Source organism: Kitasatospora sp. NBC_01539, assembly GCF_045040525.1.
Taxonomy (GTDB): domain Bacteria; phylum Actinomycetota; class Actinomycetes; order Streptomycetales; family Streptomycetaceae; genus Kitasatospora.
The window spans coordinates 1589845-1611280 of record NZ_CP109390.1 but is presented as its reverse complement, the minus strand read 5'-3'; the positions used below and the strand labels follow the sequence as shown (position 1 = coordinate 1611280).

The following is a 21436-nucleotide window of genomic DNA, read 5'->3' as shown; positions in this document are numbered from 1 at the left end:
TGCGAGGCCCTTCCCTGTCCCGGTTACGACTGATTCTCCCTGATACGCGCACCTCCGGCTCGGCTGTTCGTGCCGGAGGTCGTGCCGGTGGTCGAGTCGGTGCACGAGTCCGCCGAGGGCGTTCTGTCCGGCCGGGCCGCCGGCCCGCGGTGGCGGGGACCACTGCCGGACCGCCGGAGGAGGGCAGGGCGGGACCGTGCAGGGCCCGGGCGCACTGTCAACACTTTGCGGCCACTTCGAAGGAGTCGGGTCCTTCTCGCGCGCCTGGGTTCGGCGTCGAGGGCCGGGTTGCGGCGCGGGTCGGTCGGGGGTGCCGGTGAAAGTGTCGGCAGAGTCGCCGGCGGCGTCGGATACGGTGGGGGTGCAGTCCGTCCGTGCAGTCCGTTCGTGCGGTTCGGGGGGCTGCCGGGAATCCTGTGGGAAAACGTGAGAGGCCGGCGTGCGATGACAGCACTGTCAGTTGAGGTGGCGGACAAGTCGGCGCATCCCGACGAGGTGAGCAGGGCCCATCACACGCTGCGGCGTGCGATCATGCACGGTCGGCTGCGGGCGGGTGATCCGTTGTCGCAGGTCGAGCTGGCCCGGCAGCTCGGGGTGAGCCGGGGCCCGTTGCGGGAGGCGTTGCGGATTCTGCAGCGCGAGGGCTTCGTCCAGCAGGAGTCCCAGCACCGCGCGCGGGTGGCGGCCTTCAGCGACGAGGACCTCGACGAGCTCTACGCCATGCGGATCACCCTGGAGTCGCTGGCGATCGGAATCGCCGTGCCGCGGATGACCGAGGAACACCTGCAACGGCTGGACCAGCTGCTGCTGGAGATGGACGACAAGGCGCGTGCCGGGGACGTCGAGCAGTGGGAGTGCCCACACGAGGAATTCCACCGCGCCCTGGTCCACCCGTCGGGCCCGCGCATGGAACGCGAACTCGCCCTCCTGTCGGACCACGCCACCCGCTACCGCCTGGCCTTCGTCTCCTGGAACCCCCTCGAATGGCAGGCCGGCACAAGCGAACAGCACCGCACGATCGCCCAAGCGGTCACAACACGCGACGCAAACGCCGCCGCCCACGCCCTGGCTGCGCACCTCGGCCGGACCGCCCTCGTCGTCCTCTCGATGGCCTCGCCCACGTACGAACCGGTACGTGTCCGCAAGGCCCTCGCCACCGCCTACGGCAGGTAGCCGCACCGCGTCGTCCTTTTCCACCTTCCACCTCCACCCTCCACCTCCGGCCGGCGGACCGGATCCGCCCGGACACGGCCCGGCCGTGCCGGGCGGAGCCGTGTCCGGGCAGGTCGGTGGTGGTCAGTCCTGGGGGGTGGTGGGGAGTTGGGCTTGGATGAGGTTCATGACGGAGGAGTCGGCGAGGGTGGTGGTGTCGCCGATCTCGCGGTTTTCGGCGATGTCGCGCAGGAGGCGGCGCATGATTTTGCCGGAGCGGGTCTTGGGGAGTTCGTTGACGACGAGGATGCGCTTGGGTTTGGCGATGGGGCCGAGGGTGCGGGCGACGTGGGTGCGGAGTTCGTCGACGAGGGCGGCGTCGGTGGTGTCGGTGTTGGTGGGGTTGGTGGGGTTGGTGGTGGTGCGGAGGATGACGAAGGCGACGATGGCCTGGCCGGTGGTGGGGTCGGTGGCGCCGACGACGGCGGATTCGGCGACCTTGGGGTGGCCGACGAGGGCGGATTCGACTTCGGTGGTGGAGATGTTGTGGCCGGAGACGAGCATGACGTCGTCGACGCGGCCGAGGAGCCAGATGTCGCCGTCGTCGTCCTTCTTGGCGCCGTCGCCGGCGAAGTAGCGGCCGGGGAAGCGGGACCAGTAGGTGTCGATGTAGCGCTGGTCGTCGCCCCAGATGGTGCGGAGCATGGAGGGCCAGGGTTCGGTGAGGACGAGGTAGCCGCCGGCGCCGTCGGGTACTTCGTTGGCGTCGTCGTCGACGACGGTGGCGGTGATGCCGGGCAGGGCGCGTTGGGCGGAGCCGGGTTTGGTGGTGGTGACGCCGGGCAGGGGGCTGATCATCATTGCGCCGGTCTCGGTCTGCCACCAGGTGTCGACGATGGGGGTCTTGCCGGCGCCGATGTGTTCCCGGTACCAGATCCATGCTTCGGGGTTGATGGGTTCTCCGACCGATCCCAGGACGCGCAGGCTGGAGAGGTCGTACTGGGCGGGGATGTCGTCGCCCCACTTCATGAAGGTGCGGATCGCGGTGGGGGCGGTGTAGAGGATGGTGACGCCGTATTTCTGGATGATTTCCCAGAAGCGGCCCTGGTGGGGGGTGTCGGGGGTGCCTTCGTAGATGACCTGGGTGGCGCCGTTGGCGAGGGGGCCGTAGACGATGTAGGAGTGTCCGGTGACCCAGCCGATGTCCGCGGTGCACCAGTAGACGTCGGTGTCGGGTTTGAGGTCGAAGACGGCGTGGTGGGTGTAGGCGGTCTGGGTGAGGTAGCCGCCGGTGGTGTGGAGGATGCCCTTGGGTTTTCCGGTGGTGCCGCTGGTGTAGAGGATGAAGAGGGGGTGTTCGGCTTCGTGGGGCTGGGGGGTGTGGTGGGTGGGCTGGCGGTCGACGGTTTCGTGCCACCAGAGGTCGCGGCCCTCGGTCCATGCGGTGTCCTGGCCGGTGCGGCGTACGACCAGGACGTGTTCGACGCGGGGGCAGGTGGTGAGTGCTTCGTCGATGGCGGGTTTGAGGGCGGTGGGCTTGCCCCGGCGGTGGCCGCCGTCGGCGGTGATGACGAGGGTGGCGTCGGCGTCCTGGATGCGGGAGGCGACGGCGTCGGCGGAGAAGCCGCCGAAGACGACGGAGTGGGTGGCGCCGATGCGGGCGCAGGCGAGCATGGCGATGACGGCTTCGGGGATCATGGGGAGGTAGATCGCGACGCGGTCGCCCTTGCGGATGCCGAGTTCGAGCAGGGCGTTGGCGGCGCGGGAGACCTCGTCCTTGAGCTGGGCGTAGGTGATGGCGCGGCTGTCGCCGGGTTCGCCCTCGAAGTGGAGGGCGACGCGGTCGCCGTTGCCTGCTTCGACGTGGCGGTCGACGCAGTTGTAGGCGACGTTCAGGGTGCCGTCGGCGAACCAGGTGGCGAACGGCGGGTTCGACCAGTCCAGGGTCCGGGTCGGTTCGGTGGACCAGGTGAGGCGGCGTGCCTGCTCCGCCCAGAAGGCCAGCCGGTCCTCCGAAGCCTGCCCGTACGCCCCGGCCGTGACGTTGGCGGCCGCCGCCAGATCGGCCGGGGGAGCGAACCGCGGCCCCGGCTTCCCCGTGCCGGCGATCGAGGCGCCGACACCGGCTGCTCCGCCGTCCCGTGATGCAGACATATCTACCCTCTTCTTCCCTCAAGTCCCTGCCCGGGTCGTCCTGCGCGATGCAGGGACCGCGGTCTGCCCGGCCCTGCGGCGGCGCGCAGCGCGTCGTCCGGGGCGCACACGGCGCCGCCCGGACGACGCTGCGGGGCGCTGCGGGAGGTCCCGGCCTGGTCGGCGGACGTCACGCAGGGCCGCGTGGCCACGGGAACCCCGTGCCCGCCCGTGGACGGCGAGGCCGGCTCCCCGCTCTCGCGCGGGGGACATGGCCTCCTGCCATCTCTGATGCGTGACATGTTGGTTAATTTACTTTGTAATCGAGTTTCAGTCCAGACATCGGATGCTCCGGAGACGGCTCCCCCGGGAGGGCCTGCCCCTCTCCGGCGAATCCGTGTCGTACGCCACACGTCGCGCGGTATCGTGCCCGTTGACCGGCGGAGGGGTGGGGACGGCCGACGGCAGGGCCTCGGCGGGAGCCGGACGCCCGTGACCTGCGGGGTCCGCCCCGGCAGCGTGTGGCCCGGCGGCGCGCGGCCCGGTGGACCGGAACTCGCGTACAGAGTAAATTGCCGATCATGTCAAGTGCCACGGAGCCGTCGAGCGGTCACGTTCCCCAGGCGATCATCGACGCCACCCTGCGGGCCGCGCACGCACGCCGGGTGCCCGTGGCCGACGTGACGCTGCGCGACATCGCGCACGAGGCCGGGATCTCCCGCAGCACCCTGCTCCGCCGGCTGGGCGGCACCCGGCTCGCCCTGGACGAGGCGCTGCGCGCCGCGGGCGTCGAACCCGGAGGGCGCAAGCCGGTCCGCGAGCGCGCGATCGAGGCCACGGGCACCCTGATCAGCGAGCACGGACTGGGCACGGTCACGTTCGAGCGCGTGGCGGCCGCGGCCGAGTGCTCCGTGCCCAGCCTCTACGTCACCTTCGGCGGGCGTGACGAACTCCTCCGTGCGGTGTTCGACCGGTACAGCCCCATCGTCGACGTCGAGACGTTCCTGGCCGCGCCGCACGGCGACCTGGAGGACACCGTCCGCCGCCTCTACCGGCTCCTGGCCGACGCCCTGGAACGCGAGCCGCGCGTGCTGCCGGCCCTCCTGGCCGAGGTCTTCGCCCGCCCCGGGGACGAGAACGTCCAGCTCGCCTTCCAGAGCCTCACGCCCCGGCTGCTGGCCGGCCTCGGGCAGTGGCTCGCCGGGGAGGCCGCGGCCGGCCGCATCCGGGACCTCTCCCCGATGCTGCTCATCCAGCAGATGACCGGTCCGGTCTTCCTGCACTTCCTGCTGCGTCCCGTCACGAGCCGGTTCGCCGGGGCCGACCTGCCCACCAAGGAGGAGGCCGTCGAGACGTTCACGCACGCCTTCCTCCATGCCGTCGCGGTGCCTGCGGCGGGCGACGGCGGCCGACGGGGGCAGTCCGAGGGCTGAGCGGCCGCCTCGCGCGCCTCGCGGGCGGGGCACGCGAGGCGGCCGCCCCCTGCCCGGGGTCGTCGTGGGCCGGTGCGTGGTCGTGGTGGTGTGGTGGTGGCGGCGAGGTCGGCCGCGAGGGGAACCGTAGGAGCAGCTGCCGCAAACTGTCAACATTTTGGTCCGGCCCGCCGGGCTTGGCCGGTCGGGCGCCGGGAGGGCCCTGCGTCGACCCGCCCGTACGCGCGCCTCCGGTGGCCTTGTCCTTCCGGACGGACCCGCAGGTGGAGAGGTTGAGGAGTCGAGATCGGGCCCGGGGAGGGGTATCCAGCCGTCCCGGTGACTCCGCGCCGACCTGGGCGGCGACCAGGGTGACGATCGGGACAATGGCCGCCCAACTCGACGCAAAGTGTTGACATCCTTTCCGTGACTCCTGATGATGATGCCCAAGTCCGCCACCTCGTCCGTCGGCCCGGTGCCGTCGGCGGCGCGACGGGAGACGATCCGGATGCCGGACGGACGAGGTGGACGGACCGCCGGCGCCGTCACCCGCCGGTCGACTCCGGACGGATGCCGCGGGCACGCCGACACGTGCCTCCGCGGCCACACGCCGTGGAGCCGCGCGGCGTGCCCGACCGGTACGGAGGAGCGGTGCTCCTCCGCGGACGCACCTCCCGCCCCGACCCCGTGTCGCCTCCGTCAGGGGGGCGTCGCCGGTGCGAATGTGACGCGATGAACGAACGCCTCCGCTGCGAGCGGGGGTCCCCACCCACTGGCGAGTTCGTCAGAAGAGGAGCGCAATCATGTCTGACCTGGACAAGGCTGCCGTCATCGAGGTCCTGAACCTCTACGGTCTCGCACTCGACGCCCACCGATGGGACCTGTTCGACCGGGTGTTCACGGAGGACGTGACGGCGGAGTTCGGTCCGGCCGGTGCCGCGTGGAAGGGGCTCGCCGAGTTCAAGCGCTCCTTCGCCGAGTTCCACGAGGGGCTCGACAGCCACCAGCACACGATGATGGGCCACGTGGTGCACGTCGACGGCGACAGGGCCAACGCCTTCAGCTACGGCAACTGGCTCCTCGTGCGCGACTCGGCCGACGGCGGCCCGTCCTGGCAGGGCACGGGCTGGTACGACGACGAGCTCGTCCGGACCGACGGCGGGTGGCGCATCCAGCACCGTGTCTGCCGGCTGATGTCCTGGACCGGCAACCCGCTGGTCCCCGAGCCCAACGCCGAACACCACCCCGACATGCACACGAACGTGCTGCGCGAGCACAGCGAGGCGGGGCGAGTCGCCTTCCTGAACGCGATCTCGGCGACGTAGGCACGGAGACCGCGTCCCCCCGGGGCCGGCGCCGCAGGACGTCCCGGCGGCCCGTGCCCGGGGGACGGCGGCACGCTCCTCCTCGCGGGTGACCGCGAGACCCCGGAAGCGGGCAGGCCACCGCACCGTCGGGGAAGCCCCCGCCGGCGCCCGCGAACGCGGCGGACCCGCCGCCCTCCTGACCCCCGCCTCCCCGCCGCCCTCCTGACCCCCGCCTCCCCGTCGGCGCTCCGCGCCGCCGGAATCCGGACCCTCCGCCGCCCGGGACACCGGCGACGGCCCGGTCCGCGGACGTGCCCACCCCGTGACGGCCGGGGCCGTCCCGTCCGCACCACCCGCCCGGAGCGCCGGCACCCGATGAGCCGTGCCGTGCCCGGCGCCACCCGCCGCCGTGGGTGCGGTCCCGCCACCTGCTCGGAAAAAGGAAACAATGCTGCCCGCGTTCCGAAGACTCCTGGCTGCGTTCTGCCTCTCGACGGCGCTGGCCTCCAGCGCCTGCAGCGGCCCCGACGCCACCACCTCCGGATCGGACGGCCGGACGATCACCCTCGCCTCACCGAGCGCGCTGTCCGACCTCGACCCCTACTCCTGCACCGGCGGCCAGGACCAGACCGTCCTGGGTGCCGTCTACGACACCCTGCTGCGGCAGGCGCCCGACGGCGGCTTCCAGCCCGCCCTCGCCGTCTCCTGGCGCTACGAGAGCCCGGTCAGGTTCACCCTCCAGCTGCGTACCGGTGTCACGTTCGCCGACGGGACGCCGCTGGACGCCGAGGCGGTCAAGCGGAACCTGGACCGGGCCGGCGCCTCGACCGGCACCGCCACGGCGAACTTCGCCGCAGCCGTCCGGTCGGTCTCGGTCGAGGGCCCGGCCCGTGTCGCCATCACCCTGCACCAGCCGTACCCGGACCTGCCGGCCGTGCTCGCGGGCTGCACCGGCATGATCGTCAACCCCGAGCGCCTCGTCACCCCCGAGACGCTGGCCACCACCATGGACGGCTCCGGCCCCTACACCTACGACGCCGCCGGCAGCGAGCCCGGCACCCGGTACGTCTTCCACCGCAGGAAGGGCTACTGGGACCAGGGCTCCTACCCCTTCGACACGGCCGTCTTCGAGGTCATCCCCGACATCGACGCCGGCTACGAGGCCCTCGCCGCCGGCCGGGTCGACGTCGCCGCCGGCGCCTCCTCGGCCCTCCAGCGCGCCGGGCAGATCGTGCCGGCCTCCGTCCGGGGCCAGGACGTCCAGTACCTGGTCAACCTGCTGGACCGCGGGGGATCCCGGGTGCCCGCCCTTCGGGACGTACGGGTCAGACGAGCCCTCAACACGGCCGTCGACCGCGTCGCCGTCAACACCCGGTTCTTCGCCGGTGCCGGACGCCCCACCGTCCAGATCATCCCGCCCGGCGCCCCCGGCTACGACGCGGCACTCGACGACACCTACCCCCACGACGTCGTGAAGGCGAAGCAACTCCTCACGCAGGCCGGTTTCCCCAACGGCTTCACCCTGACGGTGCTGTCCACCCAGAGCTTCAAGTGTGACGCCGTCCTGCAGGCGGTCGCCGCGCAGTGGGCGGCGATCGGCGTGAAGGTGGAGGACGTCGTGAAGCCGTACGACGAGTACCTGGAGAGCCTGGCCAGCCAGATCTATCCCGCGGTGATCGTGCCCGTCCAGGGCACCCCGCCGTACACCGCGCTCGTCAACAACTTCGCCGAACGCAGCCGCCGCAACCCCTACCGCAGCACCGACGCCGCCTTCACCGAGGCGCGCCTGAAGGCCCAGGACGCCACCAGCTCCGAGGCGGTGGACGGCCTGCACACCATGTCCGGGCGCCTGGTCGACCAGGCCTGGTACGTCGGCATCGGCACCAGCGCGGTGACGTGGCTCTACAACCCGGCGAAGGTCACGAGCGTCCGCATGCAGGAGGGCGGCTACAGCCCCGGGCTCTACAACTGGCAACCGGCGAAGGGTGACTGACTCCGGGTCAGCCGATCCCGGCCGGGTGCTCCGGCACCGCCGCGCGGGTGCCGGGGCCGATGACCGGGCGCACTCCCCTGTGGCCTGGCCTGGCCCGGCCCGGCCCGGCCCGGACTGAACTGGCCCGGCCCGGCCCGGCAGCTCGGCCGAGGCCGCCGACGGGCTACGGGTCGGTGCCCGCGTTCAGCCAGGCGCCGATCCCCGGGAGCGCGTCCGGCCCGCCGGCGCTCTCCACGGAGGCGGCGAGGTCGGCGATCGTGACCCCGGCGAGCGAGGCGCGCCATGCGGCGTCGGCGGCTCCCATCGCCCGGGCGATGGGGCACGGCTCGGTGCACTGCTCCGGTGGTGTCGCGAACGGGCCGCGCCGGCGTATCTCGGTGCACACGAATGCCGGGGTCGCCCCGTCGACGGCCTGCACCACATCGAGGAGGGTGATCCGGTGGGCCTCCCTGGTGATCGCGTAGCCACCGGTCTTGCCCTGGACCGAGCGCACCAGGCCCGCGCGGGAGAGCGCCTGCAGCTGCTTGGCCATGTAGCTGGGCGACACGTCGTGCAGGGCGGCCAGCCGGGCGGCCGGCACCGGTTCGCGGGCGGCCGTCAGCACCACGCAGCAGTGCAGTGCCCACTCGACGCCGCCGGACAGTTTCATGTCGCCTCCCGATTGACCCGGACATAGACTATCCGAGTATTGTCTCGGACATCAGGTATCCGAGTTTGCGTGCCGGGGGGAGCACCCGGCACACGGAGGAAGGCACACCATGAAGATCACCGTCATCGGCACCGGACTCATCGGCTCCCAGCTCGCCGCCCGGCTGGAGGGCCAGGGCCACGACGTGACCGCCGCGTCGCTGTCGTCCGGCGTCGACCTGCTCACCGGCGCCGGCCTCGACGGAGCCCTCGCCGGCGCGCACACCGTCGTCAACGTGACCAACAGCCCGACCTTCGACGAGCAGTCCCTCGCCTTCTTCCGCACCACCGTCGGCAACCTGCTCGACGCGGGCGAGCGGGCCGGCGTGCGGCACCAGGTCGTCCTGTCGATCGTCGGGGTGGACCAGGTCCCCGAGCTGGACTACTACCGCGCCAAGGTGCTCCAGGAGGACCTGCTGCGCGGCGGCCCCACCCCGTACTCGATCGTCCGCGCCACGCAGTTCTTCGAGTTCATGGAGCCCACCATGTCCTGGACCTCCGACGACAGCGCCGTCCGCCTGCCCGCCACTCCGGTCCAGCCCGTCGCCAGCGCCGACGTGGTCGCCGCCCTCGCGGACGTGGCCACCGGCTCCCCCCTCGGCGGCGTCCTCGACGTCGCGGGCCCCGACCGGTTCACCCTGGACGAGCTCGGGCGCCTCACCCTGGCCGCCCGGGGCGACGGGCGCCCCGTCGTCACCGACGACCGGGCCGGCCTGTTCGCCGCCGTCCGCGGCGACGTGCTCACCGCCGGGCCCGACGCCCGTCTGGCACCCACCCACTACCGGGACTGGCTGAACACCACCGGCTGAACGCCACCGGCTGAACACCGCCCTCACCGGTCGACGGTCAATGGCCGGAGCGGCGCCGCCCGGCGACCCGCCGTGAGCCCACGGCGACCCCGGCGCGGCCCCGCACCGCCGTGGGGCGGCCCCGGAACGCGGCTGCGGGTCAGCGCCGGGGCGGCCGGTCGAAGACGCAGTCGCCGCAGACGCCCCCGCCGGGCACGCGGTAGTACAGGCAGCAGGAGTTCCGCCGGAACGCCGTCGGGTCGGGTCCGGTGTGGGTGCCCGTCCCGAGGAGCGGCGGACTGTCCAGCAGGGCGCGGGCGAGCGCGGCGGCGGTCCGTGCGGCCCCCGTCCGCCGCAACTCGGGGTCGTTGCCCAGCACGCGTACCGTACCGGCGAGGGCCGAGGCGGCGTTGCCGTCCAGGAGCCGTGGTGCGACCGGGGCGACCGAGCGTACGGCTGCCGCCAGGGAGGCGAGGTTGGCCACGACGACCGTACGGTGCAACTGCTCCACCAGCGGATCGCCGGGCCCGGTGACGGCGGGGCGCGGCAGTCGGAAGGCGTGCGGCAGCCACAGGTCGAGCGGACCCTGCGGAGGGAGGGCGAAGTGGGCCCGGTCGGGATCGAGGTCCGGCACGGCTCCGCCGAGGGCCGCGGTGCCGAGCGCGACCGACCACAGGCGGGCGGCCAGCCCCAGGTGCACGATCGACGCCGCGACCCGCGGCTCCGCCGTGCCCAACTGCCGCGCGGCGGCGGCAGACTTCCGGGCGATCGGGCTTCCGGGGCCGGTCGCGTAGAGCTCGCGCAGCGGCCGGAAGCCGTCCGGCGGCGCCCCGCCGGGGGCGCCGGTCCGGACGGCGAAGTACGGTCCGATCCGGCCGACCCGGTCGGGCAGGTGGTCGGGCTGCCCGCTCATGACTGCGCCGCAGCCCGAGAGTTCCGCCGCTGCGCGGCGTCGCCGAGTCGCCGGTACGCGGTCGAACGGGTCAGGGTCATGTCGGACGGCCTCTCCATCTCGGTGGCGGCGATCTCGGCGGCGAGGACCGCTCCGGATCCGCACCGGAACTCCCGAACACCACGGCGGTGACACCCTACGGGCCGGACCTCCCCACACCGAACGGGTCGACGCCGGCACGGCCCTGATGGCGGCACACCGCGCCGAACCGCGCGCGGCGCCGATCGGTGCCGCACCCGAGGTGTTCGTGACGGCCGCCGCCCTGTGCGGCCGCGCCGTCCACTCTCGGCAAGTATCTGAAAGAACTTGCAGGTTTGGGCGCGCCAATGGGCCATCAGGTCGGGTTTCGTGGCGAGATCCGGTGGCGAAGGTGGTCAAGTCGGCCTGTTTTCACGGCCGGAACGATAGATTCCGAATGGAAGCTCTTGCGCAAACTTGCGCCAAAACTCTTGACGTGCCGGACCGGTGGCGGGAGGGTCGTCGGCGGCTCACCCCGTCGCACGGCCCGCTGTTCGAGCACCACGGCAGCGGGCCGTCGACGGACTTCGGCCTGCCGCTGCGCACAGTGCGCGGACGGCACGGTCGGCCCGCACGTTCCTGACGCCCACACCCCACCCAGGGAGTCATCCATGCCCGAAAGATCCCGTCCCCTCACGAGCGGCGCCCCCCGCACGGCGCGCATCCGGCCCCGGCGCGGTCCGGTCGGCCTGCTCGCCGCCGGTGCGCTGCTGGCCGGTGCCGTCCTGCCGGTCGCGTTCCAGGCCAGCGCCGAGGCCGCCTCCGCCCCGAACGGCGGTGACGTGATCGCGAACCTCTTCGAGTGGAACTGGAACTCGGTCGCCACCGAGTGCACCACCGTGCTCGGACCCAAGGGGTACGGAGCCGTCCAGGTCGCCCCGCCGGCCGACTCGATCAAGCTGAGCGGCGCCCACCCCTGGTGGGAGGTCTACCAGCCCGTCTCGTACGCGCTGAACAGCCGGATGGGCACGGAGGCGCAGTTCAGGGCCATGGTCACGGCCTGCCACAACGCGGGCGTCAAGGTCTACGCCGATGCCGTCATCAACCACACCGCCGGCGTCAACCAGACCAGCACCAGCTCCTACGGCGGCGCGAGTTTCAGCCCGACCGCCTACACGTACAACAACATCCCCTACGCCCGCGCGGACTTCCACGGCTCCCCGCCGTGCCCCAACGCCGACCTGGGCATCAACGACTGGAACAACGTCACCCAGGTCCAGGAGTGCCAGCTGCTCCTCCTGTCCGACCTGAACACCGAGTCGGACTCCGTCCGGGGCAAGATCTCCGGCTACCTCAACAGCATGGTCGAGGCGGGCGTCGACGGCTTCCGGGTGGACGCCGCCAAGCACGTCGCCCAGGCCGACATGGCCAACATCCTCGGCCGGCTCCACGACACCACCTGGGGCGGGCGGCCCTACATCTACCAGGAGATCTTCCCCGGCAGCAGCGGCCAGCTCGCACCGTCCGCGTTCGAGGGCAACGGCAGCGTCCTGGAGTTCACCTACGCCTACAAGCTCAAGGACCAGTTCAACGGCAACATCGCCAACCTCAAGACCTTCGGCCAGAGCTGGGGCTTCGAGCCGAGCGACAAGTCCGCGGTCATGGTGACCAACCACGACCTGGAGCGCGACCAGACCACGCTCACCTACAACAGCGGTTCCAAGTACAACCTGGCGCACGTCTTCGAGCTCGCCTGGAACTACGGCACCCCGCAGGTCTACTCCGGCTTCCGGTTCGCCAACAAGGACGACTCCCCGCCGGCCGACGCCAACGGCTTCGTCACCGACGTCAACTGCTCGAACAACACCTGGACCTGCACCGACCGCAACCAGGGCATCGCGAACATGGTCGGCTGGCACAACGCGGCCAAGGGCCAGGCCGTGGCCAACTGGTGGGACAACGGCAGCAACGCCATCGCCTTCAGCCGCGGCAACGCCGCCTGGGTCGCGATCAACAACGGCACCACCGCCGTCACCCGGGCCTTCGCCACCGGCCTGGCCGCCGGCACCTACTGCGACGTCATCCACGGCGACCTCACCTCGACGGGTGCCTGCACCGGCACCACCGTCACCGTCGACGCCTCCGGCAACGCCACCGCCACCGTCCCGGCCGGCGACGCCGTCGCCCTGCGCACCGGCGTGGGCGGCGTGACGCCCAGCCCGAGCGGCGACCCGACCGCGAGCCCGACCGCGAGCCCGACCGCCTCGCCGACCAGTGGCACCAACAGCGCGACCGTGTTCTACAGCACCGACAAGAACTGGGCCGCCTACAACCTCCACTACGCCCCCACCGGCGGCACCTGGACCACCGTGCCCGGTGTCGCGATGGCCGCCGCCTGCACCGGCTGGGTCAAGAAGACCGTCGACCTGGGCACCGCCACCGGCCTGGCCGCCACCTTCAACAACGGCACCGGCACCTGGGACAACAACAACAGCGCCAACTACGCCCTGGGCACCGGCAACGTGACGGTCAAGGGCGGTGTCGTCGGCAGCGGCGACCCGTGCACCAGCGCCACCCCCACCGCGACGCCGACCGCGACTCAGACCGCCACGTCGGCCGCCGTGTTCGCCGTCAACGCCACCACCGTCGTCGGCCAGAACATCTACGTCGTCGGCAACAACGACACGCTCGGCAACTGGAGCCCGGGCAGCGCGCTGCTGCTCTCCTCCGCCGCGTACCCGGTCTGGAAGCTGACCGTGCCGCTCGCCGCCGGCACCTCCTTCGAGTACAAGTACATCCGCAAGGACGCCGCAGGCAACACCACGTGGGAGTCCGGCTCCAACCGCACCGCCACCGTCCCGGCCTCCGGCCAGATCACGCTGAGCGACACCTGGCGCAGCTGACACCCCCACCCGCACGGAGGGGCTGCCGCACCGGGCCGGTGCGGCAGCCCCGCGCGTGCTGCCGCACCTGGACGGGCGAGCAGTTCGTCGACCTTCTCGGCCGTCGGCCGGTTGCAGCCGGAGAGGCCCGGCTACACCGGGTCGGGAGCGAAGGGCGGCACGACGGCACGGCGGAGGACGGTCACGCCGGGGAGGCCGGCCGGTTCCAGCTCGATCGCGCGACGGAGCTGTTCCATGCGCTCCGGCATCGGCTCCCAGCCGGGCTCCCCGGCCATGTCGGTGTTCAGGCTCCGGATCTCGCGGACGTAGGCCCGGGCCAGGCCCCGGAAGTGCAGCGGCATGCCGGGCCGGCTGCGGCCGCTGGGGGAGACGCTCACCCACAGGGCGGGGGTGGTCTCGTTCTCCGGGCCGTCGGGCTTCGCGGTGTCGCGCACGACCAGGCGGTGGCGGACCGCCAGCCAGTGCCGCATCGCCGCCCGGGTCGGACCCGACAACGCGACCGTCTCGGTGGCCGGTTCGGCCCGTAGATCCCGGTGCTGAGGCAGCCGGGTGACCCGGATCCTGCCCCGACGGAGATCGACGTCGTCCACGTGCATGGTGCAGAGCTCGCCGGCGCGGCAGCCGGTGTCCATCACCGTGCCGATGATCGCGAGGATCCGGCTCCTGGCCTCGGACCGCCCCGGCCGGGCCGCGCGTTCCAGGTGGCCGAGAAGAATGCTGCGCGGGCGGGCGGCGACCACCGGCCGGAGGGCGACCTGCAGGGCGCGGTCCGGGAGTACGACGGTGATGCCCGCCAGGGCGCCGAGGATCTGCAGGCAGTCCGCCCGGACGTTCATGGACGCGGACGAGGCCTGGTCCGGCCGCGCGGCCGGCTTCCGCCGGAGGACGCCCAGCCCGGCCGCCCTCAGGTAGGCGGCGAGGGTGTCCGGCGCGAGGAGTCCGGCGAGGGAGCCGGCGGCCGCCGACGGGATCTCGCCCCGCTCGAGGGCGGTGCGGAGCTCGCCGGCGACCCACCGCAGTTGCTTCGCCCGGGACTTGCTCGTCGGCGGTTCGCAGGCGCGCTCGACCACGGCGTTCAGCTCCTCGACCGAGGGAGGATCTGCTGCTGCCGGGACGTCCGCCATGGGGACCACCCTACGGCCGGACCGGGACAGTGCACCGGTCCGTGCCGTCGGACGACCCTCGACGCGCCTCGCACGGCGGCTCCGGCACCGGCCCGCAGGGCCGGGCGCGGTTCCCCGGTGGCCTCGCCGAACGTCGACTCCGTTGCGCGGCAGGGGCGATGACGTGGCCCGGGATCGGGGTGCGGCGGGGGAGCCGTCCCCGTCCTCGCCCGGCGAGGACCGTGATGCTGCTGATCCGCTGCCGGGCAGGCCGTGCCCGTGAACCGGCGTGCGGCGGGCGAGGGTGCGTGAACCGGCGCGCGGCGCGCGAGGGTGCGTGAGATGTGCAATAACTGGCCTGGGGCGCGGTGGTCCGCTCGGGCCGGCACCGTGGTGACCGTCCGCTCCGGGTCACCCTTGCTCGGACGGTTGCCGTCCTTCGGCACCTGGAGGGGGCGGGCCTCGGGGTATGCGCCGGTCCTCGCGGTGGTGTCGCCCGTACGGTGCGCCGTCGCGTGCGGCCCGGTGGACCCGCCGACGCCGTGCCCCCGACGTTCCGCCGCGGGAGCGCGCGGGTGCGGGGCGGCGCCGGGAGACCCGGCACCGCCCCGGTGGTGCGTCAGACGGTGGCGACGCCGTTCGAGTAGCTCTTCATGAAGTAGGTGGCGAAACCGTTCTGCACCGGGTCGCCGCTGTTGTTGACGCAGTGCAGGATGCCTCCGCCGCCGGGGCCGTTGAGGCAGACGGTCATCAGGTCGGTGAGGACGACACCGGGGGTGTCGGGCACCTCGTAGGCCCGGTCGGTGTAGATGTCGGCCTGCAGGTTGAAGAAGCAGTAGCTGCCCAGGCCCCAGGCGTGGTGGTCGGTGACGGAGTCGGCGACCTTGTACGCGGCGTAGCCGCGGGTGCCGCCGCGGACCCAGGCGGACTGGGTGGGGACGTCGTAGGGGTGCTCGTTCTGGAAGAAGTAGGTGCGGCCGTGGTTGCCCTTCCAGAGCACCTCGTGCTTCTGGAAGTGCTCGACGAACAGGCCGTAGACGGTGACCCGGTCGCCGTTGACGAGGAAGCCGACCTCGGCGGGGTTGACCGACCAGCCGACGCTGCCGTCGAGGCCGTGGTCGGCGCGCCAGATCCAGACGTGGTCGACGATCACGTCGTTGCTGTCGATCCGGATGCCGACCTCGGTGCCGCCGGGCACGAAGCCGCCGACCCGGACGAAGACGTCGAACAGCACGGTGGGGCGGGCGGAGTGGTTCCTCCGGCTGCGGCCGTCGCCGACGGAGAGCAGGACGGACGAGCCGGCGGAGGCGGTTTCGAGGAGCACGCCCGCGATCGTGACGTCGTCGACGTCGGCCACCTCGACGAGCGAGTTGCCGTCGGTCGCCTGGAGGGTGGCCAGGCCGAGGCCGAGGACGACCGTCCCGGGCCGGGACACCTCCAGCGGCGCGGAGAGCCTGTAGACGCCCGGGGTGAACAGCAGGTGCTCGCCCCGGGAGAGGGCGCGGTTGAGGGTTCTGGCGGAGTCGCCGGGCCGGGCCACGTGGAAGCGGGACAGCGGGACGCTGTGCCCGGCGGTCCGGCCGGAGGCCCAGGTGGTGCCGGTGGAGTTGCGGCGCAGGGCCGGGACGAAGACGTGGTAGCCGCCGCGGGCGTCCACGGTGAGGTACGGCTTCTCGCGGACGACGGGGGTGCGGTCGACCGTGGTCATCGGAGGGGCCGGGAAGCTCTGGGCGGGAGCGCCCTGGGTGCCGACGAAGACCATGTTCCAGTTGGAGCCGGTCCAGCTGCCGAAGGTGTCGTTGCGGGACAGCCACTGCTGCTGCGAACCCGACTCGACCTGGCCGTCCACGAGGCTGTCGGCGAGGAAGCCGCCGCTGGACCAGCGGTTGCCGGGCGGGCTGGGCCACAGGGTCATGTCGCCCTTGACGTGGGTGCGGCGCATCGGGGCCGCCTGGGAGACCGCCCAGCGCTCCAGGCCGTCCGGCGGGACGATGCACAGGTTCTCGGCGGCCCGCCAGAAGTTCTGGGTGCCGTTGCCCTCGAACCACTGCGCGTCGGACGTGACATGGCCGTTGATCACCACGTCGTCGGGGCTCTCGCCCAGGCCGAGCACGTGCGTGTAGAAGCCGACGTTGATGTCGACGTTGTAGGTGCCCGGCTTGAACGCCAGGGCGTACCGCTCGGAGCCGAACTGGTTGGACTCCTGGATCTTGAACACGGCGTCGACCTGGGCCTGGATGGCCGCGTCACCCATGGAGGGATCGAAGACCAGGACGTTGGCGCCCAGGTCGGTGGTCCCGTGGGGGCCTGACGTGGCGGAGGCCGAGCCGGTCGACAGGGTGCCGACCATGGGCAGTGCGGCGGCGACGGCGGCACCGCGGAGTACGGTCCGGCGGTTCGGGGTGACAGACATGACTCTCCCTGACGTGGTGGATGGGGAGGGGCCGGGGCAGATTCTCGATGGGGGTGAGAGCGCTCTCTCGCGGGAGGAAGTGAAACACCGGGGCCATGCGGCGTCAATAGGGTGCATGCGCCGGGTGTTTCGGGTGGGGTCCCGTGTTCACTTGATGAAGGAGCACCGCCGGTCCCGCTTCCGGAAGCCGGACATAGGACGGCGGGAGTGTCGAACCACCTGATGGGGAAGGTTTCCTGACTCAAAGTCCTGACGGTGCCATGTGCCGCGGGCGACGGTTGACCCCTGCGCGTCCTGCCGTCCCGCCCGTGCCGGGCCCGCGCGTTGCGCGTCCTGCCACGAGCGGCCCGGACCGGTCGTGGACGGCCTGCCGGTGGCGCGTCGGCCCGTGCCGGGCGACGCTGGATCTGAGCTGTGGGCCCGACGGAACCCGCCGATGTCCGGTGCCGAGACGTGAGGGGGCCGGAGTGGACGAGGGAAACGGCAAGGCCGTGTCGCGCCTGCCGGTGATGGCGGATGTCGCGAAGGTGGCGGGGGTGTCGCACCAGACGGTCTCGCGGGTGCTGAACGACGCGCCCCATGTGCGGCCCGCCACCCGGAAGAAGGTGCTCGCGGCCATCCGGGAGCTGGACTACCGGCCGAACACGGCGGCCCGGACCCTGGTGACCCGGCGTACCCGGACGCTGGGCGTGGTGAGCTTCGGCAGCACGCTCTACGGCCCCGCGCTGATGCTGGACAGCATCGAACTGGCAGCGCAGGCGTCCGGCTACTTCGTCAGCGTGGCGAGGCTGCGCTCGCTCGACACCGCCTCCGTCCAGGGTGCGGCGGACCGGCTGCGCGACCAGGGCGTCGAGGGGATCGTCGTCATCGCTCCGCAGCTGCCGGTGGTGCGGGCGATCGCGCGGCTGTCGAGCGCCGTCCCCGTGGTGGCGGTCGGCTCGGCCGGCCGCTCCCGGGTGCCGATGGTCGCCGTGGACAACGAGGCGGGCGCGGTTGCGGCCACCCGGCACCTGCTCGGCCTCGGGCACCGCACCGTGCACCACATCGCGGGGCCGCCCGACTGGCTGGAGAGCGCGACCAGGCGCGAAGGGTGGCGCAAGGAGCTGGAGGCGGTGGGGGCCCGTGTTCCGGAGCCGTGGAGCGGCGACTGGAGCAGCCGGTCCGGCTACGAGGCCGGCCGGCAGATCGTGAAGGACCCGCAGGTCACGGCGGTGTTCTGCGCGAACGACCACATGGCGCTGGGGCTGCTCTGCGCCGTGCACGAGGCGGGCCTCACCGTGCCGGAGGACATCAGCGTCGTGGGGTTCGACGACATCCCCGAGGGGGCGTATTTCGCTCCTCCGCTCACCACTGTCCGGCAGGGGTTCGAGGAGCTCGGCCGCCGCGCGCTGGAACTGCTCGTGGAGGAGCTGGACAGCGTGCCGCGCGCCCACAACCACGTGCTGGTCTCGCCGGAGATGGTGATGCGTCGCAGCGCGGGGCCCGCCCGGCAGCGCTGAGGGCGGTCTCCGTCGGTGGGTGCCGCCCGTCGCGTCCGCACGCGGCCGTCAGCTTCCCGGGCCCGTCTTCACCGGACTTTCCCGGGCCTCTTGACGCGCCAATTGTTAACGCTAACAATTGGCGACGAGACGGCTCCGGCCGGAACGCCACCCAGTCCGCCGGCAGCACGGGCGGATTCCCGCTTCGGCCCGCCACCCCGGCGGCCACCGCTCTCCGCAGCCTTATGAGGGTGAGGTCGGCGGAGCGGTGGCCGGCCGCCGGACCCCCGCAACGAAGCGGACCGGTCCGGCGGCCCCACAAGCCCCACAGAGACGACGACGCAGGCGCCCGGCGCCCGCCGACAGCGCGGCAGGATCGCACCTGCCATTAAGGACGAGACCGTGACCGAGACTTCCCCCGCCCGTGACGGGGACACCTACGTGGTCGGTGTCGACTTCGGTACGCTCTCCGGCCGTGCGGTGGTGGTCCGGGTGCGTGACGGTGAGATCCTCGCCTCGGCCGTGCACGAGTACGCGCACGCCGTGATCGAGGAGCGGTTGCCGGGCAGTGGTGAGCAGCTTCCGCCGGACTGGGCGCTGCAGCATCCGGAGGACTGGCGGGACGTGCTGCGTACGGCGGTGCCCGCAGCGCTGGCGGCCTCGGGTGTGGATGCGGGTGCGGTGGTCGGTATCGCCACCGACTTCACCGCCTGCACGGTGCTGCCGACGCTGGCGGACGGCAGGCCGCTGGCCGAGACCGAGTTGTGGGCGGGGCGTCCGCATGCGTGGCCGAAGCTGTGGAAGCACCATGCCGCGCAGGGCCAGGCCGACCGGATCAACGACCTCGCCCATGCACGGGGTGAGAAGTGGATCCACCGCTACGGGGGGAAGATCTCCGCGGAGTGGCAGTACGCGAAGGCGCTGCAGGTGCTGGAGGAGGACCCGCAGGTGTACGCCGCGTGTGAGCGGTGGATCGAGGCCGCGGACTGGATCGTCTGGCAGCTCGCCGGCGCCGAGAGCCGTAACACGTGCACTGCCGGCTACAAGGGCATCCACCAGGACGGCGCCTACCCCACCGAGGACTACCTCGCCGCGCTGAACCCCGGCTTCGCGGACTTCGCGGCCACCCGCCTGGAACACCCCCTGACCCCGCTGGGCGCCCGCGCCGGCTCGCTCACCGCGCAGGCCGCTGCCTGGACCGGCCTGCCGGAGGGCGTCGCGGTGGCCGTCGGCAACGTGGATGCCCATGTCGCGGCCCCTGCCGCCCGTGCGGTCGAGAACGGCCAACTGTTGGCGATCATGGGCACCTCCACCTGCCACGTCGTCAACGGCGCCGCCCTCGCGGACGTCCCCGGTATCTGCGGCGTCGTCGACGGCGGCATCATCGCCGGCTCCTACGGCTACGAGGCCGGCCAGAGCGCGGTCGGCGACATCTTCGCCTGGTGGCTGCGCCAGGGCGTCCCCGCCCACTACCAGCTGGAGGCCGACACCACCGGCGAGGACCTCCACGAGCTCCTCACCCGCAAGGCCGCCGGCCAGAGCGTGGGCGGTCACGGCCTGATCGCCCTGGACTGGATGAACGGCAACCGCTCCACCCTGGTGGACCACCACCTGAGCGGCGTCATCATCGGCATCACCCTCACCACCCGCCCCGAGGAGATCTACCGGGCCCTGCTGGAGGCCACCGCCTACGGCACCCGCACCATCGTCGAGGCCTTCGAGGAGGGCGGTGTCCCCGTCACCGAGTTCGTCGTCACCGGCGGCCTCAAGAAGAACGCCCTGCTGATGCAGATCTACGCCGACGTCCTGCGCCGCCCGGTCTCGCTGGCGGTCTCCGAGCAGGGCCCCGCGCTGGGCTCCGCGATCCACGCCGCGGTCGCCGCCGGTGCCTACCCGGACGTGCGCACCGCGTCCGCCGCGATGGGCCGCGTCCAGCGGGGCGCCTACCTCCCCGATGCCGCCCGCGCGGACGCCTACGACGCGCTGTTCGCCGAGTACCGCCTCCTGCACGACCACTTCGGCACCGGCCCCGACAAGCAACTCCACCGCCTGCGCGCCATCCGCAACACCGCCCTCACCAGCAGTGGCCCGCAGGACGACGCGCCGAGCACCGCGCCGCCGCGCGCCGCCGTGAGCGCCACCCCGACCGGGACCGGTCCGAGCGGTGCCGTCCCGACCGGTGCTGCTCCGGCCAGTGCTGCTCCGGCCATCGACGGCTTCCCGAAGAGTGAGGTCTGACCCTTGACGACCGCCGCCATCGACGTGCTCCGCCGGCAGGTGAGCGACCTGCACCAGGAGCTGGTCCGCTACAACCTGGTCGTGTGGACGGCCGGCAACGTCTCGGCCCGGGTGCCCGGCGAGGACCTGCTGGTCATCAAGCCCAGCGGCGTGTCCTACGACGAGCTGACGCCCGCCAGCATGATCCTGTGCGACCTGGAGGGCAACGTGGTGGAGGGCGGGCACAGCCCGTCCTCCGACACCGCCGCGCACGCCTACGTCTACCGGCACATGCCCGAGGTCGGCGGCGTGGTCCACACCCACTCCACGTACGCCTGCGCCTGGGCGGCGCGCGGTGAGCCGGTGCCGTGCGTGCTGACCGCGATGGCCGACGAGTTCGGCGCCGAGATCCCCGTCGGCCCGTTCGCCCTGATCGGCGACGACTCCATCGGCCGCGGCATCGTGGACACCCTGACCGGCCACCGCTCACCCGCCGTCCTGATGAAGAGCCACGGCGTCTTCACCATCGGCAAGGACGCCAAGGCCGCGGTGAAGGCCGCCGTCATGTGCGAGGACGTCGCCCGCACCGTCCACATCTCCCGCCAGCTCGGCGAGCCCCTGCCCATCGCCCAGGCCGACATCGACGCCCTCAACCACCGCTACCAGAACGTCTACGGCCAGCAGCCCACGACCGCCTCGACGGCGTCGATCTCGTTGGCGACGAGGCGGAAGCGGTCGCCCCAGGGCCTCTGACCCACGACAGCCGCGCCGGGGCCGCCCTGGGATCAGGAGCCGGCCCCGGCGCCCTGTCCGGCCGGCGGCTCCCTCGCCTCCCCGTTCCGAGCCCGCCGGCCTCCCGGCCGTGCCGACGGCCCGCCGGTCCGCGCAAGGTGCCGCGCCGCCGCGGACCGCGCGGCGGGCCCCACCGCACGCCCCCTGC

The 21436-nt window shown here is 72.5% G+C and carries 14 protein-coding genes; 9 read left to right on the top strand and 5 right to left on the bottom strand.

Annotated features, from left to right (window positions below; all coding sequences use genetic code 11):
- Nucleotides 1-495 precede the first annotated feature (495 nt).
- Nucleotides 496-1173, top strand: coding sequence for a GntR family transcriptional regulator (locus tag OG335_RS06705; RefSeq protein ID WP_405010084.1), 678 nt, complete (start codon nt 496-498; stop codon nt 1171-1173).
- A 123-nt stretch (nt 1174-1296) separates the two neighbouring features.
- Here the strand turns inward: OG335_RS06705 and acs are convergent, their stop codons facing one another.
- On the bottom strand, nt 1297-3306 hold the full coding sequence (acs, locus tag OG335_RS06700) for an acetate--CoA ligase (RefSeq protein WP_405010083.1): 2010 nt from the start codon (nt 3304-3306) through the stop codon (nt 1297-1299).
- Nucleotides 3307-3866: 560 nt separating this feature from the next.
- On the opposite strand from acs, the gene OG335_RS06695 reads away from it, so the two are divergent.
- The 3 genes from OG335_RS06695 to OG335_RS06685 all read left to right on the top strand — a co-directional run bounded on the left by OG335_RS06695 (nt 3867) and on the right by OG335_RS06685 (nt 7997).
- The gene (locus OG335_RS06695) at nt 3867-4718 is read left to right on the top strand and encodes a TetR/AcrR family transcriptional regulator (protein WP_405010082.1); all 852 of its coding nucleotides are present in this window, start codon (nt 3867-3869) and stop codon (nt 4716-4718) included.
- Nucleotides 4719-5500: 782 nt separating this feature from the next.
- Complete coding sequence (locus tag OG335_RS06690; RefSeq protein ID WP_405010081.1) at nt 5501-6022, top strand: nuclear transport factor 2 family protein; 522 nt, start codon at nt 5501-5503, stop codon at nt 6020-6022.
- A 430-nt stretch (nt 6023-6452) separates the two neighbouring features.
- Complete coding sequence (locus OG335_RS06685) at nt 6453-7997, top strand: ABC transporter substrate-binding protein (RefSeq protein ID WP_405010080.1); 1545 nt, start codon at nt 6453-6455, stop codon at nt 7995-7997.
- 163 nt (nt 7998-8160) lie between these two features.
- Here the strand turns inward: OG335_RS06685 and OG335_RS06680 are convergent, their stop codons facing one another.
- Nucleotides 8161-8646 carry an RrF2 family transcriptional regulator gene (locus tag OG335_RS06680; RefSeq protein ID WP_405010079.1) on the bottom strand — a complete coding sequence of 162 codons (486 nt, stop codon included), beginning with the start codon at nt 8644-8646 and terminating at the stop codon, nt 8161-8163.
- Between the two features lie 109 nt (nt 8647-8755).
- Between OG335_RS06680 and OG335_RS06675 the strand changes: the two genes are divergently transcribed.
- The gene (locus tag OG335_RS06675; RefSeq protein WP_405010078.1) at nt 8756-9493 is read left to right on the top strand and encodes an SDR family oxidoreductase; all 738 of its coding nucleotides are present in this window, start codon (nt 8756-8758) and stop codon (nt 9491-9493) included.
- A gap of 139 nt (nt 9494-9632) precedes the next feature.
- Here OG335_RS06675 and OG335_RS06670 read toward each other — a convergent pair whose 3' ends face one another.
- Nucleotides 9633-10385, bottom strand: coding sequence for a (2Fe-2S)-binding protein (locus tag OG335_RS06670; RefSeq protein ID WP_405010077.1), 753 nt, complete (start codon nt 10383-10385; stop codon nt 9633-9635).
- A 668-nt stretch (nt 10386-11053) separates the two neighbouring features.
- Between OG335_RS06670 and OG335_RS06665 the strand changes: the two genes are divergently transcribed.
- The gene (locus OG335_RS06665; protein ID WP_405010076.1) at nt 11054-13285 is read left to right on the top strand and encodes a carbohydrate binding domain-containing protein; all 2232 of its coding nucleotides are present in this window, start codon (nt 11054-11056) and stop codon (nt 13283-13285) included.
- Between the two features lie 131 nt (nt 13286-13416).
- Here the strand turns inward: OG335_RS06665 and OG335_RS06660 are convergent, their stop codons facing one another.
- On the bottom strand, nt 13417-14409 hold the full coding sequence (locus tag OG335_RS06660; RefSeq protein ID WP_405010075.1) for a site-specific integrase: 993 nt from the start codon (nt 14407-14409) through the stop codon (nt 13417-13419).
- A 598-nt stretch (nt 14410-15007) separates the two neighbouring features.
- The gene (locus tag OG335_RS06655) at nt 15008-16801 is read right to left on the bottom strand and encodes an adenylyl cyclase (RefSeq protein ID WP_405010074.1); all 1794 of its coding nucleotides are present in this window, start codon (nt 16799-16801) and stop codon (nt 15008-15010) included.
- 467 nt (nt 16802-17268) lie between these two features.
- Between OG335_RS06655 and OG335_RS06650 the strand changes: the two genes are divergently transcribed.
- The 3 genes from OG335_RS06650 to OG335_RS06640 all read left to right on the top strand — a co-directional run bounded on the left by OG335_RS06650 (nt 17269) and on the right by OG335_RS06640 (nt 21249).
- Nucleotides 17269-18300 (top strand): substrate-binding domain-containing protein, encoded by a 1032-nt coding sequence (locus OG335_RS06650; RefSeq protein WP_405010073.1) that lies wholly within the window; start codon nt 17269-17271, stop codon nt 18298-18300.
- Nucleotides 18301-18681: 381 nt separating this feature from the next.
- Nucleotides 18682-20517, top strand: coding sequence for a ribulokinase (locus OG335_RS06645; protein ID WP_405010072.1), 1836 nt, complete (start codon nt 18682-18684; stop codon nt 20515-20517).
- Between the two features lie 3 nt (nt 20518-20520).
- Nucleotides 20521-21249: an L-ribulose-5-phosphate 4-epimerase gene (locus OG335_RS06640; RefSeq protein ID WP_405010071.1), complete on the top strand. Its 729-nt coding sequence runs from the start codon at nt 20521-20523 to the stop codon at nt 21247-21249.
- The last annotated feature ends 187 nt before the right edge of the window (nt 21250-21436 follow it).